Origin of the sequence: Stenotrophomonas africana (assembly GCF_013004645.1) — a bacterium.
Classification (GTDB): domain Bacteria; phylum Pseudomonadota; class Gammaproteobacteria; order Xanthomonadales; family Xanthomonadaceae; genus Stenotrophomonas; species Stenotrophomonas africana.
This window is the reverse complement of sequence record NZ_JABEME010000001.1, coordinates 527475-545018: the sequence shown is the minus strand read 5'-3', so window position 1 is coordinate 545018 and position 17544 is coordinate 527475. Positions and strand designations below refer to the sequence as shown.

Here is a 17544-nt window from a genome sequence, read left to right as displayed (position 1 = left end):
CGTTCCGGCGGCATGGCGTGACGCGCGTTGCGCAGATCGAAGCAGCATTGCAGCAGCGGCTGGACCATTGGCGCACCCAGTGGGCCGCCGAGCCCGGCCATTGCGAAGTGGAGGTGGCGGACGTTGCGTTGCCATCATCACCGGGGCAGTGGTGGCACTGCACGGGAACCGGCGCCTTCGCGTACCTTGGCAACAATGGCCTGGAGCGGATTGCAGCCGCTCTGGCCGCAGTTCCTGGCGGGGAGTCCAGCCCCATTGCGGCAGGAATAGGCCGCCGCGCCTTTGCCGATCTGTTGCGTGAACTGGTGCCATCGGCTGCAGAGGTAATCGCCGGCGCTGCGCCGATGGCGGCCTTGTGCGACGCGCGTCATGGCGTGCTGTGCTTCAGCGTGTCGCTGCCAGGTGCCGAGGCCCTGCTGTATCTGCCACTGGCTGCCTGCGACGCACTCGTGCCGATTCCGGTCGGTGCCTCCGGGCCCGTGCTGGCGTCGCGTCGCAGCGCGTTGCTGGCATCCACCGTGAGTCTGTACGCCACCCTGGAGCTGGGCAGTGCCGACCTGGATGTTGCCAGCACCCTCAGGCCCGGCGAAACCCTGCGCACCTCGCGTATCGCCGATGCCGTGGTCAAGCTGCAGTCGGCCGACGGCCACACCGTGTTCAGCGCGAGCCTGCATTCGTCCGAGGGCCGCAAGGCACTTCGCTGCATCAATGACACAACCCAGCCAGGAATGAAGTAATGGAACGTACATCGGTGTTGGAAGCGGTGCGCGCCGAGCCGGCGCAGGCGGAACAGGGCGATGCGGCTGAGCGCAGCATCGCGCTGATCCGGCATGTGCAGGTGGCGCTGAGCGCGCAGATCGGCACGGTCGATATGAGCGTGGACCGGCTGTTCGGCCTGAAGGCAGGGGACGAGGTGGTGTTGAACGAGCAGCTGGAAGCACCGGTGACGCTGCTGCTCAATGGCAAGGCGGTCGCACGCGCGGAGCTGGTGGCAATTGATGACCACTTTGCCGTGCGGATCCTGGAGATCGCATGACCGCTGCGGTGTTCGTTCTGGCCGCGGCGCCCATCCGCTTCAAGAGCGAAGCGGGCAGCGTTGGCACGACGCTGGTGGGGCCCCTGTTCATCGCATGCCTGCTGCTTGCGCTCGCCATCGCGGCTCTTTACGTCGCGCGCCGGAAAGGCTGGTTGCGGCGTTGGAGCGTGGCGCCGGCCGCAGCGGCGGACATGCCACTGGGCCTGAGGGTGGAGCAGGTGCTGCGGCTCAGTCCGCGCACGCGGCTGTACCGGGTCAGCGACGGTGTAGCGGTCTTCACGGTGGTGGAGTCCACCGCGCATGCACAGATTGTGCCCGGCACCGGACGCGCTGAGCCGGAGGCCACCGATGCAGGCTGACCGCCGCTGGCGCGTACTACCGCTGGTCGCTGTCCTGATGCTGGTGGCCGGGCAGGCGTGGGCGGGCCCGACCGAGGACGCGGTGGCCGAGGCGCTGAAGCAGGATTACTCACCCGCGCTGCGCAACTTCGTGATCCTCACGATGTTGTCGCTGATTCCGGTGCTGATGATCGGCATGACTGCCTTCACCAGGATCATCATCGTGCTGTCCCTGCTGCGGCATGCGCTGGGCATTCCACAGACGCCGCCCAACAGCGTGGTGATCACCTTGGCGATCTGCATGACCTACTTCACCATGTCGCCGGTCCTCGATCGCATGAACCATGATGCGATCGCACCCTACATGAGTGAGCAGATCACCGCCCAGCAGGCCATCGAACTGGGCAGCCGGCCGCTGCGTGAGTTCATGGTCTCCCAGACACGCGAATCGGACCTGCGCACGGTGATCGAGATGGCCAAGGCGCCGGCGCCCAAGACCATGGACGATATCCGCTTCGGCCATCTGGTCACTGCGTTCCTGCTGAGCGAGCTGAAGACCGCCTTCCAGATCGGCTTCGTGATCTTCCTGCCTTTCGTGCTCATCGACCTGGTGGTCGCTGCGGCATTGATGGCGTTGGGCATGATCATGCTGCCACCGACCACCATCAGCCTGCCCTTGAAGATACTGCTGTTTGTACTGATCGATGGATGGGTGTTGCTGTCCAAGGCGTTGCTGGGCAGCTACTGGAACTGACGTGGATACGCATGCCATGGACGGCGAGGCGGCACTTTGGTCCCAGCTCAGGGAGCAACGCTGCTCGCAGGCGCGTGATGCCCTCTATCTGCGCTACAGGCCGTGGGCGACTGCGATCGCGCGGCGGGTACACCGCCGTTTCCCAAGACTGGGCGCGGATCGGGACGACTTCATCCAGAACGCCAGCATTGGATTGCTGGAGGCGATCGATCGTTTTGATCCGGCACGCGGCATTGCCTTCCAGGCCTACGCAATGACCCGGGTACGCGGCTCTGTTTTCAATGGCCTGCGCGTGATCCTTGGGGGCGCATCGAGCGAACGCTATCAGGAGCGACTGGGCACCCTGCAGGGCGGGTCCGATGACCCCTTCAATGAGCTGGTCGCTTCGATCGTCGGGTTGGGCCTGGGCTACATGCTGGACGATGCGGCCAATCCGCTGGCCATCGACAGTCACGACGCACTTCGCTTCGCCGAGGATCAGCAGGCCATCGGCCAGTTGCTGGCGGGAGTGGAGCAACTACCACCAAGATTGAAAGCGATCATCGTGCGGCACTACTTCGAGTTCACACCCTTCATCGAGCTTGCCCAGGAGTGGGGGCTGAGCAAGGGACGCATTTCGCAGCTGCACCGTGCGGCGCTCGATGCGCTGCGACTCAGCATGCAGGCAGTTGATTGAAACCCGTTTTCCCGTAGGGGGACATAGCCGGACCCTAGTGCCTTGTCTCTGAGCTGCTGGCCGTCTCCCCACACCACGAAAAGAAAGCCCCGCTTATGCGGGGCTTTCCTTTGTCCGCGATTCCTGCGGAGTTGTGCCCCGCAGCATCAGTTTTCGTGCACCGCGACTTGCAAACAGACAAATTTCTCCCCTATGGTGCAATCGATTGCATTGCTGTGAATCGTTGCGTTTGATACCGGTTGGGAGGCCGGAAGGTGGATGTCCATCCATTCGATCAGACCGGCCCCGGCGACGGGCCTCACGCGGCGCGATGCGCTGCGCCTCGCAGTTGCCGGCAGCATTGGCCTGGGGGCCGCGACAATCGCGGGCACGTTGCCCGCATTCGCCGCCACGGCGCCGCTGAAGGGCAACCTGAAGCACTCCGTCGCACGCTGGACCTTCCCGCAGCTGTCGGTCGCCCAGCTTTGCGCGACGGTGAAGGACATCGGTTTTGCCGCGATCGACCTGGTCGGCCCGGAGGACTGGCCCACGCTGAAGGCGAATGGCGTGTACAGCTCGATGTGCAACGGCGCGGAACTGGGCCTGACCAGGGGCTTTGCCGGCCGTGAGTTCCACGACCAACTGGTGGAGCGCTACACGCGGCACATCGATCTGGTGGCCGATGCCGGTTACCGCAATCTCATCTGCTTCTCCGGCAACCGCAACGGTATGGACCCGCAGGACGGCATGGCCAATGCCGAGGCCGGCCTCAAGCGCATCCTCGGGCATGCCGAGAAGCGTGGCGTCGTGCTGGTGATGGAGCTGCTGAACTCCAAGGTCGACCATCGCGACTACCTGTGCGACCACTCGGCCTGGGGCGTGGAGCTGTGCCAGCGGCTGGGCTCGGACAATTTCGGCCTGCTCTACGACATCTACCACATGCAGATCATGGAGGGCGACATCATCGCCACCATCGGCAAGCATCATGCCTGCTTCAAGCATTACCACACCGCAGGTGTGCCGGGCCGGAACGAGATCGGAGACCAGCAGGAGCTCCACTATCCGGCCATCTGTCGCGCGATCCGCGACACCGGTTTCAAGGGGTATCTGGCGCAGGAGTTCACGCCTGCAGCGCCCGATCCCGTTGCCTCATTGCGCGAGGCGATCCGCCTCTGCGACGTCTGAAACGATATCCACCCAGGTGAGAAACCCATGGCAGATAATCACTACGACGCCATTGTTGTTGGCTCGGGAATCAGTGGCGGTTGGGCAGCGAAGGAGCTGACCGAGAAGGGCCTGAAGGTCCTGATGCTGGAGCGGGGCCGCAACATCGAGCACGTCAAGGACTACGTCAACGCGATGAAGGAGGCGTGGGATTTCCCGCACCGAAACCGTCCGACGCAGGCGATGAAGGCCAAGTTCCCGGTGCTGATGCGCGACTACGGCCTCGCAGAGAACCTGGAAGGGATGTGGGCCGACGAGCAGGACTCGCCCTACATCGAGACCAAACGTTTCGACTGGTTCCGCGGCTACCACGTGGGCGGTCGCTCGTTGATGTGGGGCCGGCAGAGCTATCGCTTCTCCGATCTGGATTTCGAGGCGAACCTGAAGGACGGGATCGCTGCTGACTGGCCGATCCGCTACGCCGACATCGCGCCGTGGTACGACCACGTGGAGAAGTTCGCCGGCATCGCCGGCACGCGCGAAGGACTGGACGTGCTGCCGGACGGCGAGTTCCTGCCGCCGATTCCCCTGAACATCGTCGAGAAGGATGTGGCCGCGCGGATCAAGAAGGCCTTCGGCGGAACGCGCCATATGATCCACTCGCGCACTGCAAACATCACCCAACCGATGCCCGAACAGGGGCGCGTCAATTGCCAGTACCGCAACAAGTGCATCCTGGGCTGTCCTTTCGGTGCCTACTTCTCGACCCAGGCGGCGACGCTGCCAGCGGCGATGAAGACCGGCAACCTGACCTTGCGGCCGTTCTCGATCGTCAAGGAAGTGCTCTACGACAAGGACCGCAAGCGTGCGCGTGGCGTGGAGGTGATCGACGCCGAAACCGGCCAGACCTACCAGTACACCGCCAAGCTCATCTTCCTCAACGCGTCGTCGTTCAACTCGACGTGGCTGCTGATGAACTCGGCCACCGATGTCTGGGAAGGGGGGCTGGGCTCCTCGTCGGGAGAGTTGGGGCACAACGTGATGGACCATCATTTCGGTGCGGGTGCCTCGGGCCGGGTCGAGGGTTACGAAGACAAGTACTACTTCGGCCGTCGTCCGTGCGGTTTCTACATTCCGCGGTTCCGCAACGTCGCCTCGGACAAGCGTGACTACCTGCGCGGCTTCGGCTACCAGGGCGGTGCCAGCCGCACCGGCTGGTCGCGCGAGATCGCCGAGCTGAACATCGGAGCCGACCTGAAGGAGGCGCTGACCGTACCGGGCGACTGGCGCATCGGCATGACCGGGTTCGGTGAAATGCTGCCGCACCACGACAATACGATCCGCCTGGACCACGACCGGAAGGACAAGTGGGGGCTGCCGGTGCTGGCGATGGACGTTGCCATGCGTGCCAATGAACTTGCGATGCGCAAGGACATGGCCGCCGATGCCGCCGAGATGCTGGAAGCGGCCGGCGTCAAGGACGTGAAGATGCACGACAACGACTATGCCCCGGGCAAGGGCATTCACGAGATGGGGACCGCGCGCATGGGACGTGATCGGAAAAGCTCGGTATTGAATGCGCACAACCAGGTCTGGGATGCGCCCAACGTCTATGTGACCGACGGTGCCTGCATGACCTCCAGCGCCTGCGTGAATCCCTCGCTGACCTACATGGCGCTGACCGCGCGCGCGGCCGACCATGCGGTACGCGAACTGAAAGCGGGGAACCTCTGATGGATCGCCGCGAACTGTTGAAGATGATCGTTGCCGCCACCGGTGCGGCCATGGTTGGCCTGCCTGCGCTGGTGCAGGGGCAGGCGCCGGCGGGCGCCACGAAGATCCATTTCTCCGACGCCGATGTCGGCATGCTGGACGAGATCGCCGAGACCATCCTGCCGCGGACAAGGACACCCGGGGCCAAGGACGCGGGTGCCGGTGCGTTCATGGCGACGTTCGTCAGCGACTGCTACACGGCCCGGCAGCAGGCGGCGTTCCGCGCCGGCCTGGCCGACATCGACAAACGCGCCGGCGGCCGCTTCGTATCGCTCACGCCGGAAGCCCGCACCGGGTTGCTGCGAACGCTGGACGCCGAAGCCAAGGCACGAAATGCCGACGTGACCGAGACCGGTACGCCTGAAGAGGGCGAGGCGATGCCGCATTACTTCACGATGCTCAAGCAATTGGCCATCTTCGGCTTCTTCACCTCCAAGGTCGGTGCGACGGGGGTGCTGCAGTACGTCGCCGTGCCGGGTCGCTACGACGGCGACCTTGCCTATGTTCCCGGCACGCCTGCGTGGGGGACCAGCTGATGGACACCAGCCCGATGACCCGATCTCTGTTGATTGTCACCGGCCTGCTGGCCGCCACATCTGTATTCGCGCAGAACGGTGCCGACGCCGCGCGCGATCCGAAGAAGACCGAAGTGTGGACTCCCGTGCCCGAAGTCGTCGCCACGCCACCAGGCAAAGCCCCCTCCGACGCCATTGTGCTGTTCGATGGCAAGGATGTCTCCGCGTGGGAGGCAGAGCACGGCGGACGTGTGCCCTGGACGGTTGCCGATGGCGCCATGACCGTCGTTCCGGGCAGCAAGGGCATCCGCACCCGGCAGCGCTTCTGCGATGTCCAATTGCATGTCGAATGGCGCACGCCCACCGATACAAAGGGCTTCGACGGCCAGAACCGGGGCAACAGTGGCATCTTCCTGCAGGAACTGTATGAGCTGCAGGTGCTCGACAGTTACAACAACCCAACGTATGCCAACGGCCAGGCGGGTTCGATCTACAAGCAGGCCATGCCACGGGTGAACGCCTCGCGCGCACCGGGCCAGTGGCAGGTCTACGACATCATCTGGAAGGCGCCGCGCTTCTCGCAGGGCGGCGGCCTGGCGTCGCCCGCGCGCATCACGGTGCTGCACAACGGCGTGCTGGTGCAGGATGACACCGTGCTGGCGGGGAAGACGGAGTACATCGGTGCGCCGTCGTACGCGCCTCATGCGTGCGCGCCGCTGTATCTGCAGGAGCATGACTCCAAGGTCAGCTACCGCAATATATGGGTGCGCGAACTGTAGCCGCACACGGCCGGCGTGGTCGCCGGCCGCTTACTTCGCCAGGTAGCTGGCGATGTCATCGATTTCCTGTTGCGACAGCTGGGAGAAGGGCGGCATCAGTCCACCGCCCTTGCTGATCTTTTCCTTGATCTGCGCCGGTGCCATGCGCTTGCCGATGTCGGTGAGCGCCGGGAACGCGCCCGGCATGCCCGCACGATCGGCGCCGTGGCAGGCCACGCAGTTCGCGGTGTAGAGCTTTGCGCCCGCAGCCGGGTCGTCCTTGCACCAGGCTGCCGTCGCAACGCTCATGCCGCCCAGGCCGACAGCCATTGCCAGGATCATTCTCATGTGGGGCTCCTTGATGCGTCAGCGGCGCGCACGGGCGTGCACGCGGGTGGTCAGATGTTCACGCAGGTAGTCCGCACCGGTCTGGATGACCTTGGCCGGATCGCGTGGCTGGTCGTGCTCGATGATGTACCAGTGGACGCCTGCGGCTGCTGCAGCAGGCAGGATCGCATTCCAGTCCAGCACGCCCTGGCCCACCGCAGCGAATCCGCCTTCGTCCTGGGCCTGGCCCTTGGGCGCATTGTCCTTGGCGTGCACCGCGAATACGTGGCCGCGGAGCTTTGCCAGCATCACTGCAGGGTCCAGGCCCGCGCGCGCGACCCAGGCCAGGTCCAGCTCGGTCTGCAGGTCTGGACCGGCGGCGGCGAACAGCAGCTCCAGTCCGGTCCTGCCATCGAAGTCGACCAGTTCGAAGTCGTGGTTGTGATAGGTCAGGCGCATGTTCTTGCCGCGCACCTGCTTGGCGAGGCGGCCCAACTCCTGGCCCAGTGCCGTCCAGCCCGCCGCATCGGTCGGCCGGTCCTTCGCATCCAGGTAAGGCACCACCAGCGTGGTGTTGCCGATCGAGCGGTTGAAGGCCACCACCCCATCCAGATTGCCGCGCAGCTCGGCCAGCGGCACATGCGATGAAATCGCCTTGATCGAGTACCGGTCCAGCAGCTGCTTGAGTTCGGTGGCGCTGGTGTTCTGCGTACCGACCGTTTCCACCGCATGGACGCCCGCGTCGTGGACGATCTTCAATTGCTGCTCAAGCGAGCCTGCATCGCGCAGGGTATACATCTGCACCGCGATCGGCTTCTGCGTGCTGGCGGCTTCGCCTGCGAAGGCGGGCAGGGCAGCGAGCAGCAGGATGAGGCTTGTACTTCTACGGAAAAGGGCTTTCATCAACAGATCCTCCCGGCATTCAACCGATGGTGGTCCAGGCGCGTGACCTGGCCGATGCAATGACACGATCAACGATCTGCGCCGAGCGCAGGCCGTCTTCGAAGGTGGGCAGGCCCTGCGGCTGATCGCCTTCGATGGCGCGATAGGTGTCGGCGACAAACGCTTCGAAGCACTGGGCGTAGCCCTGTGCATGCCCGGCCGGCAGCGCGGACAGCCGGCGCTGTTCGGCACTGCCGGCGCCTGGCCCGCGTACGAAGATTTCCTCGCGCTGGTCGGGCAGGCCGATCCAGAGTCGTTCGGCGTCCTCCTGGTTGAAGGCCACGCTGGCCTTGGCGCCATCGATCTCGAACCAGAGGCGGTTGTGGCGCCCGGCCGAGACCTGGCTGACCGTCAATGACGCCAGCGTACCGGCGCCGGTCCTGAACATCGCCGCGGCAACGTCCTCGCTCATGACGGCCTGCATCGCGCTGGCTTCCATTGGCGTGCTGAAACTCTGCCCGCTGACGGCGCCGCGCTCGGCGATCACCGTGGCGAATGCCGCGTTCACTTCGGCGAAGCGCTCGCCACTGATCCATTCCACCAGGTCGCACCAGTGCGAACCGATGTCGGCGAACACGCGCGACGTGCCGCCCAGCGCCGGGTCAACACGCCAGTTGTTGCTGGCGGGGTCAAGAAGCCAGTCCTGCAGGTAACTGCCGTGGATGAGGTGCAACGGCCCCAGTTCACCGTGGGCGATACGGGCGCGCGCCTCGCGGACCACCGGGTGGTAGCGGTAGACGAAGGGGACCGTGGCAACCAATCCAGTCGAGGCGGCCAACGCCGCCAGCGCCTGCGCATCGTCCAGCGTCGTCGCCAGCGGTTTCTCGCAGATCACGTGCTTGCCGGCTTCCAGCGCGGCCTGTGCCATGGCGCGGTGCAGATGGTTGGGCGTGCACACATGCACGACCTGCACCTGGGGATCGGCGATCACGTCCTCGATATCCCGGTAGGCACGGGGGACATTCCAGGAGTGTGCTGCTACATGCGCGCGCTGCGGTGACGAGGCGGCCACGCCGCGTACCTCGGCACCTGCCAGCAGTGCCGCACGACGATGCACTGCACCGATCATGCCGGCGCCAACGATGGCGATTCCAAGCTTGGGCATCGACGGGGATCCTCAGGGTGTGGAGGGCGCGGCCGCAGCCGCCGGCCGATCGCGGAACAGCAGCAGGAAGGCGACCAGCACCACCAGCGCAACGCCGGCCGGGAACAGCCAGATCTGCTGCCAGTCGGGTCCGGCTTCGGTGGTGAAGTGCTCCACCACCGCGCCGGACAGGAAGGTGCCGATCAACATGCCCACGCCATAGGTGGCCAGGGTGATGAACCCCTGTGCGCTGCTGCGCGCGGCAGGGCCGGCATGGGCATCGGTGTAGATCTGGCCGGTGACGAAGAAGAAGTCGTAGCAGATGCCGTGCAGCACGATGCCGATCACCAGCAGGGAGAAACCGCTGCCCGCATCGCCGAAGGCGAACAAGGCGTAGCGCACCACCCAGGCGGCCATGCCGACCGCCAGCATGGTCTTCACCCCCAGCCGCACGAACAGGAACGGCATGGCCAGCATCAGCAGCACTTCGGAGACCTGGCCCAACGACTGCAGGCCTGCTGCACCCCGCACGCCCAGGTCGTTGAGATACGGATTGGTGAAGTTGTAGTAGAACGACAGCGGGATGCAGATGGCGATGGAAGCCAGGAAAAACACCAGATAGGCGCGCGACTTCAGCAGACGCAACGAATCCAGCCCCAGGATCTGTCCCAGTCCGGCGTCGCGCTGCTGCGCCAGCGGCGGCGTGTGCGGCAGAGTGAACGCATACAGGCCCAGCACCAGAGACGCGAGCGCCGCCATCCGGAACGTCAGTTCAAGCCGGTGCGCCTGTTCCCAGCCCAGCCAGCCGATCAGCACGCCGGCGATGATCCAGCCGATGCTGCCCGCCACCCTCACCAGCGGGAACTGTTTCTCGGGCGACTGCATGTGCCGCATCGCCACGCTGTTGGCCAGTGCCAGCGTCGGCATGAACAGCAACATGTAGCCCATCACGCAGGCAGAGAACATGCTGAAGCTGGTGGCCGTGGACGCCAGCCACATGAGCACCGCACCGGCCAGATGCAGTACCGCAAGGATGCGCTGCGCCGCAAAGTAGCGATCCGCGATCAGCCCGACCAGGAACGGCGCCACGATGGCGCCGATGGATTGGCTGAGGAAGGCCGTGGCCACCTGGCTGGCGCTGGCCTGCAGCGGGCCCTGCACCAGGTACGTCCCGAGGGTTACGAACCACGCTCCCCAGATGAAGAACTGCAGAAACATCATCGCGCCCAAGCGCGACATGGCGTGCGACATGGCTTGCCCTCCCGGGGCGGTAATGGCTCAGATTCCCAGCATGCGGTGCAGTGATGCGGCGTCCGTTCCGCTGTCGGCGAAGTCGTCGAAGGCGCGTTCGGTTACGCGGATGATGTGGTCGCGGATGAAGGCGGCACCCTCGCGTGCGCCGTCTTCCGGGTGCTTCAGGCAGCACTCCCATTCCAGTACCGCCCATCCGGGGAAGTCGTACTGGGCGAACTTGGAGAAGATTGCCTTGAAGTCGATCTGGCCGTCACCGGGTGAACGGAACCGCCCCGGGCGATCGATCCAGTTCTGGTAGCCGCCGTACACGCCGCCGCTGGCACTGGCGTGGTACTCCGCATCCTTGACATGGAACGCACCGATGCGCGCGTGGTAGCGGTCGATGAAACCCAGGTAGTCCATCTGCTGCAGCAGCAGATGGCTGGGGTCGTACAGGATCTTCGCGCGTGGGTGGTGATCGACCACATCGAGGAAGCGTTCGAAGGTCGCGCCGTCGTGCAGGTCCTCCCCGGGGTGGATCTCGAAGCACAGGTCCACGCCGCAGGCATCGAACGCATCGAGGATGGGGCGCCAGCGGCGACCGAGTTCGGTGAAGGCTTGCTCCACCAGTCCCGGTGGGCGCTGCGGCCAAGGGTAGAAGTACGGCCAGGCCAGTGCGCCGGAGAACGTGGCGTGTGCGGTCAGTCCCAGCCGCTGGCTGGCTTTGGCGGCCAATAGAAGCTGCTCCACGGCCCAGGCCTGGCGGGCGGCGGGATCGCCGCGTTTGTCCGCGGGTGCGAATCCGTCGAACAGGCTGTCGTAGGCCGGATGCACCGCGACCAGCTGCCCCTGCAGATGGGTGGACAGCTCGGTGATCTGCACGCCATGACCGGCCAGCATGCCGGCAATGTCGTCGCAGTACGCCTGGCTGCGCGCGGCCTCTGCCAGATCGAGCAGATGAGGCGCGCTGGTCGGCACTTGTACGCCAGAATAGCCCAGACCCGCGGCCCACCCGGCCAGCGTGTCCAGCCGATCAAAAGGAGCTGCGTCGCCGATGAACTGCGCCAGGAACAGCGCTGGACCCTTGAGCGTCTTCAACGTGATTCGCCCTCGATGCAATCGATTGCATTATCCTAGCAGGGGCTCACGCAGGACCTGTTGTGCAGTGCACAGCGGGCAGGAGGACTAACGCCATGGCCACCATCTACGACATCGCAAAGTACGTCGGCGTCTCCGCAGGCACGGTGTCGCGGGCGCTTTCGCGGCCGGACAAAGTCCTGCCGGCCACCCGTGCGCGCATCGAGCAGGCCGCCGCCGCGCTGGGCTATGTGCCCAACACGGTGGCCCGCACGCTCAAGACCCAGCGCAGCGGCAAGATCCTGGTCACCGTCCCGGACATCGCCAATCCGTTCTTCGCGCAGATCCTGCAGGGTGCGGAGGACGCGGCGCAGGCGGTCGGTTACGCGGTCCTGCTGGGGGATACCCAGCATCAACCGGATCGCGAGGAGCGCTATGCACAGATGCTCCGGCGCAATGAGGCCGACGGCATGATCGTGCTCGGGCATCGCCTGCCACCTACGGCGCGTGACATCGTCGAACAGCGGGGTGCCGCCGCGCCGGTGGTCAACGGCTGCGAGTTCGATCCCGCGCTGGGCATCCCCAGCGTCCACATCGACAATGCGGCCGCTGCGCGCGCGGTGATGGAACACCTGTATGGGCTGGGGCACGAACGCATCGCAGTGGTGGGCGGACCTCCCGACAATCCGCTGCACCAGCAACGGCTGGAAGGGGTCCGGGCAGCCGGCAAGGCGCGTGGACGCCTGCGCCAGCTGAACATCGTGCCGGGTGACTTTTCCGTGGAGTCGGGCCATGCAGCCGCGATGTCGATGTTGGCCGCCGCGCCGGTACCGACCGCGGTCTTCTGTTTCAGCGACCAGATGGCGCTGGGTACCCTGGCGGCCTGCCGGGAGCGGGGCATCCGCGTGCCGGAGGACCTGTCCATCGTCGGCTTTGACGACCTGGCCTCCTCGCGCTACCTCACGCCGCCGCTGACGACGATCAGGCAGCCGATGCGGGAGATTGGCGAGCGCGCGGTCAACCTGCTGCTCGCCATCATCGAGCACGTGGATGTGCCGCTGCAGCAGACGTTGGAGTTCAGCCTGATGCTGCGGGGCTCGACGGCTGCACCCAGGGCCGGGTGAAGGCAGGGCAGCGCTCGCTGCCTCATGATTGTCGCCAGACGGCTTCTGCAACCTTGATCCCGAATTGACGCAGAGCTGTCAGACTCACGGCAGGCAGCCCGGCAAGGGCCTTGGTGGCAGCTGCGATCGCTCAAGGGGGTCGGCAATGCCGTTCTTGACGGACTCGACCGAGGTCTCGGTCGAAGGCATCGGCGCGGCACGGCGCATCGGCTGGATGCGTTTCGTGGGCAACGGGTTGGGGGCGGTCCCCATTGCCTCGATCATGCTCGAACGCCACGACGGCGCGCTGGCGTGGGTCCTGCTGCTGCTCAATGCGCTGGCCTGGCCGGCGCTCGCGCTGGTACTGACCCGGCGCTCAAGGCAGCCTGCCGTGGTCCAGTTCCGCTGCATGGTGATTGATTCCTACTTTGGCGGTGGCTGGATCGCCTTCATGGGGCTCAGCGTCGTACCCAGTGCGTTGTTCGCCGCGCTGCTGGTCGCCGACAAGATCGCCGCCGGCGGGGTGAAGCTGGCGGTACGGGCCACACTGGCCCTGGTAGTGGGGTTCGCGCTCACCTGGTGGGTGCTTGGGTTTCCCTACCAGCCGGTGTCATCGCAGCGCACGATCGTGCTCAGTGTGCCGTTCCTGTTCGTCTACGGCATCGGCCTCAGCATCCTCAGCTGGCAGCTGGCGCGACGGGTGAAATCGCAGAACCGCCAGTTGAAGCGGCTGAGCCGGATGGACCCGCTGGTGGAGCTGGCCAACCGCGGCTTCCTGATCGTCCGCGCGCAGCAGGCGCTGGACAAGGCGCAGGGGCAGGGTGGTTTCGCCTGTCTGCTGATGCTTGATGTGGATGACTTCAAGCGCATCAATGACTCGTATGGTCACCGTGCAGGGGACGAAGTGCTGCGCCATATCGCGTCCACCTTGCGCGCCTTCGCCCGGCCCGGCGATACCCCCGCGCGGCTGGGAGGTGATGAGTTCGTCGTGCTGCTGCACGACTGTGCGCCCGGCGATGCGATGCATGTGGCAGAGCGGGTTCGCCTGCAACTTCTGGAAGCCGCACGGCAGGCAACGCCGGGCATCGAATTCAGTGTCAGCATCGGGATCGCAGCGACGCCGCGTGGCGGCAGCGTCGAGGACTGGCTGGCACTGGCCGACCGCGCGCTCTACCACGCCAAGCGCCAAGGCAAGAACAACGCCAGCTATGGCGAATGAGTCGGCGCGGGCTGCAGCAGCGCTGTCGCAGCACGAGGCCTGATGCCTGTTCATCCTGCACCCGGAATCGTTGCCGCCAATCCTCTACCATGGGCCACCCCGCCCGGACGCGCCGCCCATGCAAGACGCCCTCGTTGCCCAGCCCAAGCCCCCTGTCCCGAGGATCGCGGCCTGGCTGATGATGCTGCTGGGCATGTGGCTGGCGCTGAAGCTGGGCCTGGTGGTGACCCTGCTGTCGGGGCTGCTGGTGTTCCAGCTGACCCACGTGCTGGCGTCCACCGTGGAAGGCAGGCTGCCGCCGGGACGGGCGCGGGCAATTGCGGTGATCGTGCTGTCGGCGATCATCATCAGCGGGCTGGTGCTGGCGGGGATCGGCGTGGCGTCGTTCTTCCGCAACGAAACCGGCGGGCCGGACGCGCTGCTGGCGCGGCTGATGGATATCCTCAATTCGTCGCGCCACCAGGTACCGGCGCTGCTGCAGCCGTATATCCCGGAGGACATGCCGGCGCTGCGTGCGGCGCTCAATGACTGGGCCGCCGAGCACCAGCGCCAGCTGGGCGTGGCCGGCACGTCGGTGGTGCAGGTGGGCGTACGCGTGCTGATCGGCATGGTGCTGGGCGCGATGATCGCGCTGTACGACGAACTTCCGCTGCCGAAGATGGGGCCGCTGGCGCAGGAGCTGGTCGGGCGCACCAGCCGCCTGGCCACCGCGTTCCGCCAGGTGGTGTTCGCGCAGCTGAAGATCTCCCTGCTCAACACCGTGTTCACCGCGATATTCCTGCTGGGCGTGCTGCCGCTGTTCGGCGTGCACCTGCCACTGTCCAAGACGCTGGTATTGATCACCTTCATCGCCGGCCTGCTGCCAGTGGTGGGCAACATCATCTCCAACACGATCATCGCCATTGTCGCGCTGTCGGTCTCGTTCTACGTGGCAGTGGCCGCGCTGCTGTACCTGATCGTGATCCACAAACTGGAGTACTTCCTCAACGCGCGCATCGTCGGCGGTGAGATCCAGGCCCGCGCCTGGGAGCTGTTGCTGGCAATGCTGGTGATGGAAGCGGCGTTCGGCCTGCCCGGCCTGGTGGCGGCACCGGTGTTCTACGCCTACGTGAAGCGCGAACTGGTCGACCAGCGCTGGATCTGACCCGGCGTGACCTGTCGCATCTGACCGGCTGGACGGGGGGCGCCGGCGTTGTCGGCGCGTTCGCGCGCGCTGCGCTATATCCCCCACTGCGGATCGTACGGCGCTGGCTTGGCGCCGCCGGAGCCGCTCGCTACAGTGAGCCGCACTTCAGGGGAATTCTGCATGGCCGGCAAGGCATCGCCCATCAGGTTGCGGACCTGGGTCTGGATCCTGGCTGGGCTGTTCGTGGTGTGCACGTTGCCGTTGATGGCCATCGCCCTGGTCCAGGGCACGCTGCGCTACACCGCCGCCGAAGAGAACCTGGCCAGCCTGCGCCAGTTGCGGCAGACCTTCGATCTGGCAAACCTGGCTTCGGCCGAGCGCGGCCCGGCCAACAGCCTGCTGGGGGCTGACCCGGCCGACGCCGCCGAACAGGCACGGCTGGCCACGCAGCTGGCCGTCGCACGCAAGCGGGTCGACACCGCCCTGCTGCAGCTGGACACCGTGTTCAAGACCGATCCGGGCGTGGTCGACGAGCATGCACTGCTGGCCGACGCGCAACGTCGCCTGCAGTCGGCGCGCACTGCGGTGGATCGGGTGGTGGCGCAACCGCACGATGCGCGCCGGGTGGAGGATGTGGAGCGTGCGATCAGCGGCATGTTCGCCGTGGTTGATCGCCTGCACCTGCTGACTTCGGCGCAGATCAACGTGCTGGTCAGTGCCGACCGTGAAGCGGCGATTCCGGCGATGCAGGGCCAGGTACTGATGGATCTTCGCGAGCATGGCGGCCGCCTGGCGTCGAACGTGATGGCGCCGGTGGCGGTGCCGGGGGCATGGCGCGAGGAACAGGTGCGCGCTGCGCAGCAGACCGAGGGCCGCCTGCTGGAACTGTGGCGGTTGGCGGTCAGCCATGAGTCGGTGTTCCGCAGTGACGCGGCATTGTCATGGCACTGGGACATGGCACGTCGGCAGTTCTTCGGTGAATCGCTGCCGATGATCGAGCAGTTGATCGAGGATGGCCGCCGTGGCGTACCACCGCCGTGGACCGCGGCCGAGTTCACCACGCGCTACGTGCCCACCCTGCAGTCGCTTGAGGCGTTGCGCGATGGCTACCTGAGCGTGTCCATCGCCCGCTTCGAACGCACCCGCAATCGCGAGGCCACGCGCCTGGCGGTGCTGGTGGCGACCGCGCTGGGTACGCTGGTGGTGCTGGGTGTGGCCCTGCGCATCGCCCACCTGCAGATCCTGCAGCCACTGCTGCAGGCACAGAAGCAGGTGATCCAGCTCGCCTCGGATGCACCCGGCCCGGAGCAGCATGTCACCCATCCGCTGGCCGAGATGCAGCGCCTGTTCGACGCCATCGAAGTACTGCGTGAGAAATCGCGCGAGCGCTCGGCACTGACCAGCGAGCTGCGCCAGCTCGCTGGCACCGACGAGCTGACCGGATTGTTGAACCGGCGCGCGCTGGATGAAGTGGTGCAGCAGAGACACGCGGAGGGCGATGCAAACGCCGTGGTGATCCTGCTGGATGTGGATCGCTTCAAGGCGATCAACGACGGCCATGGCCATGAAGCCGGCGACGAAGTGCTGGTGCAGGTGGCGCAGTTGCTGCAGCACCACCTGCGCCGCAGCGACAGCATCGCCCGTTATGGCGGCGAGGAGTTCCTGGTGCTGCTGGCCGACGGCGATCTGGCCGGTGGCCGCCAGCTGGCCGAGTCATTGCGATTGGCCCTACAGCAGATGGACATCGCGCTGGCCGCCGGGACCGTGCTGCGGGTGACCGCCAGTTTCGGCGTTGCCGAGGGCGGCACCGACGCACTGGGCTGGCGCACCCTGCTGCGTGCCGCCGATGCGGCCATGTACCGGGCCAAGGCACAGGGGCGCGATCGGGTACGGGTGGCGGTTGGCGCTCGCATCACGCGTTGAGGGCACGCGTCAGCCGATGCGTGCATGCACGCGCCGCAGCGTCCGAGCAATCATCCGGCGCGCTATGGGACGGGGTACCGAGAAGCCACGCCACCGCAGCGCACCCACCCGGAAGGTGGCGGTGGCGGTGGCCAGTACCTTGCCTGCCGGGTCGGTCAGCCAGCCACGCGTGAAGGCGATGCTGCCTTTGCTGTGTTCGACTTCGCCCCAACCGATGATGCGCCCTGGTCGTGCCGGACTGACGAAACTGGTCTTGGATTCCACCGTGACCGCGATGCGGTTGGCGGGCAGTGTGGCGTAGATCGCCGGCCCCATGCAGTCGTCGAGCATCGCTGACAGGAAGCCGCCCTGCACGTTGCCCATCGGATTGGTCAGCACCTGGCCAGCCTCGAATTCGACCTGGATGCGGCGCAGTGCGTCGTCGTAGTCGACGAATCGCCAGCCGAGCAGAGTACCCGCCCGGGAGGGCGGCAGATCACCGTTGACCACGCTGTAGAAGATCGATTCGGGATTCATC

At 65.9% G+C, this 17544-nt stretch carries 20 protein-coding genes; 13 read left to right on the top strand and 7 right to left on the bottom strand.

Annotation, left to right across the window (positions count from 1 at the left end):
- Positions 1–17 precede the first annotated feature (17 nt).
- The 9 genes from HLA98_RS02800 to HLA98_RS02760 all read left to right on the top strand — a co-directional run bounded on the left by HLA98_RS02800 (position 18) and on the right by HLA98_RS02760 (position 7014).
- Positions 18–737, top strand: coding sequence for a hypothetical protein (locus HLA98_RS02800; RefSeq protein ID WP_129550558.1), 720 nt, complete (start codon positions 18–20; stop codon positions 735–737).
- Positions 737–1036, top strand: a complete 300-nt coding sequence (locus tag HLA98_RS02795; RefSeq protein WP_080392833.1) for a FliM/FliN family flagellar motor switch protein — start codon at positions 737–739, stop codon at positions 1034–1036. Before HLA98_RS02800 ends, HLA98_RS02795 begins: the two co-directional genes overlap by 1 nt.
- Complete coding sequence (locus HLA98_RS02790) at positions 1033–1395, top strand: hypothetical protein (protein WP_057499753.1); 363 nt, start codon at positions 1033–1035, stop codon at positions 1393–1395. The genes HLA98_RS02795 and HLA98_RS02790 overlap by 4 nt, the downstream gene beginning before the upstream one ends.
- On the top strand, positions 1385–2128 hold the full coding sequence (gene fliP, locus HLA98_RS02785) for a flagellar type III secretion system pore protein FliP (RefSeq protein ID WP_057499752.1): 744 nt from the start codon (positions 1385–1387) through the stop codon (positions 2126–2128). Before HLA98_RS02790 ends, fliP begins: the two co-directional genes overlap by 11 nt.
- A 1-nt stretch (position 2129) precedes the next feature.
- Positions 2130–2804: a sigma-70 family RNA polymerase sigma factor gene (locus tag HLA98_RS02780; protein WP_057499751.1), complete on the top strand. Its 675-nt coding sequence runs from the start codon at positions 2130–2132 to the stop codon at positions 2802–2804.
- A 258-nt stretch (positions 2805–3062) separates the two neighbouring features.
- Positions 3063–3968 (top strand): hydroxypyruvate isomerase family protein, encoded by a 906-nt coding sequence (locus tag HLA98_RS02775; protein WP_057499750.1) that lies wholly within the window; start codon positions 3063–3065, stop codon positions 3966–3968.
- Positions 3969–3995: 27 nt separating this feature from the next.
- Positions 3996–5681, top strand: a complete 1686-nt coding sequence (locus tag HLA98_RS02770; protein ID WP_057499749.1) for a GMC oxidoreductase — start codon at positions 3996–3998, stop codon at positions 5679–5681.
- Positions 5681–6256 carry a gluconate 2-dehydrogenase subunit 3 family protein gene (locus HLA98_RS02765; RefSeq protein ID WP_057499748.1) on the top strand — a complete coding sequence of 192 codons (576 nt, stop codon included), beginning with the start codon at positions 5681–5683 and terminating at the stop codon, positions 6254–6256. Before HLA98_RS02770 ends, HLA98_RS02765 begins: the two co-directional genes overlap by 1 nt.
- Before the next feature lie 14 nt (positions 6257–6270).
- A complete protein-coding gene (locus HLA98_RS02760) occupies positions 6271–7014 on the top strand; it encodes a 3-keto-disaccharide hydrolase (RefSeq protein WP_049446071.1) in 744 nt (247 codons plus the stop codon).
- 30 nt (positions 7015–7044) lie between these two features.
- Here HLA98_RS02760 and HLA98_RS02755 read toward each other — a convergent pair whose 3' ends face one another.
- From HLA98_RS02755 to HLA98_RS02735, 5 genes are read right to left on the bottom strand one after another with little or no spacing between them, the layout of a single operon-like run.
- A complete protein-coding gene (locus HLA98_RS02755; protein WP_049446035.1) occupies positions 7045–7341 on the bottom strand; it encodes a c-type cytochrome in 297 nt (98 codons plus the stop codon).
- An 18-nt stretch (positions 7342–7359) separates the two neighbouring features.
- Positions 7360–8223: a sugar phosphate isomerase/epimerase family protein gene (locus HLA98_RS02750; protein ID WP_057499747.1), complete on the bottom strand. Its 864-nt coding sequence runs from the start codon at positions 8221–8223 to the stop codon at positions 7360–7362.
- Between the two features lie 19 nt (positions 8224–8242).
- Positions 8243–9367 carry a Gfo/Idh/MocA family protein gene (locus tag HLA98_RS02745; protein ID WP_057499746.1) on the bottom strand — a complete coding sequence of 375 codons (1125 nt, stop codon included), beginning with the start codon at positions 9365–9367 and terminating at the stop codon, positions 8243–8245.
- A 12-nt stretch (positions 9368–9379) separates the two neighbouring features.
- Complete coding sequence (locus HLA98_RS02740) at positions 9380–10597, bottom strand: nucleoside permease (protein WP_049446029.1); 1218 nt, start codon at positions 10595–10597, stop codon at positions 9380–9382.
- Between the two features lie 27 nt (positions 10598–10624).
- Positions 10625–11677: a sugar phosphate isomerase/epimerase family protein gene (locus HLA98_RS02735; protein WP_057499745.1), complete on the bottom strand. Its 1053-nt coding sequence runs from the start codon at positions 11675–11677 to the stop codon at positions 10625–10627.
- Between the two features lie 95 nt (positions 11678–11772).
- Between HLA98_RS02735 and HLA98_RS02730 the strand changes: the two genes are divergently transcribed.
- From HLA98_RS02730 to HLA98_RS02720, 3 genes are all read left to right on the top strand, one after another.
- On the top strand, positions 11773–12780 hold the full coding sequence (locus HLA98_RS02730; protein ID WP_057499744.1) for a LacI family DNA-binding transcriptional regulator: 1008 nt from the start codon (positions 11773–11775) through the stop codon (positions 12778–12780).
- 145 nt (positions 12781–12925) lie between these two features.
- The gene (locus HLA98_RS02725) at positions 12926–13978 is read left to right on the top strand and encodes a sensor domain-containing diguanylate cyclase (protein WP_057499743.1); all 1053 of its coding nucleotides are present in this window, start codon (positions 12926–12928) and stop codon (positions 13976–13978) included.
- Positions 13979–14096: 118 nt separating this feature from the next.
- Positions 14097–15122, top strand: coding sequence for an AI-2E family transporter (locus HLA98_RS02720; RefSeq protein ID WP_057499742.1), 1026 nt, complete (start codon positions 14097–14099; stop codon positions 15120–15122).
- A 74-nt stretch (positions 15123–15196) separates the two neighbouring features.
- Here HLA98_RS02720 and HLA98_RS21155 read toward each other — a convergent pair whose 3' ends face one another.
- Positions 15197–15376 (bottom strand): hypothetical protein, encoded by a 180-nt coding sequence (locus HLA98_RS21155; RefSeq protein ID WP_232015466.1) that lies wholly within the window; start codon positions 15374–15376, stop codon positions 15197–15199.
- On the opposite strand from HLA98_RS21155, the gene HLA98_RS02715 reads away from it, so the two are divergent.
- A complete protein-coding gene (locus HLA98_RS02715; RefSeq protein ID WP_232015465.1) occupies positions 15369–17027 on the top strand; it encodes a GGDEF domain-containing protein in 1659 nt (552 codons plus the stop codon). The two genes, HLA98_RS21155 and HLA98_RS02715, sit on opposite strands and share 8 nt — an antisense overlap.
- A 9-nt stretch (positions 17028–17036) precedes the next feature.
- On the opposite strand, the gene HLA98_RS02710 is transcribed toward HLA98_RS02715, so the two are convergent.
- On the bottom strand, positions 17037–17543 hold the full coding sequence (locus tag HLA98_RS02710) for a PaaI family thioesterase (RefSeq protein WP_057499740.1): 507 nt from the start codon (positions 17541–17543) through the stop codon (positions 17037–17039).
- Position 17544: the final 1 nt, after the last annotated feature.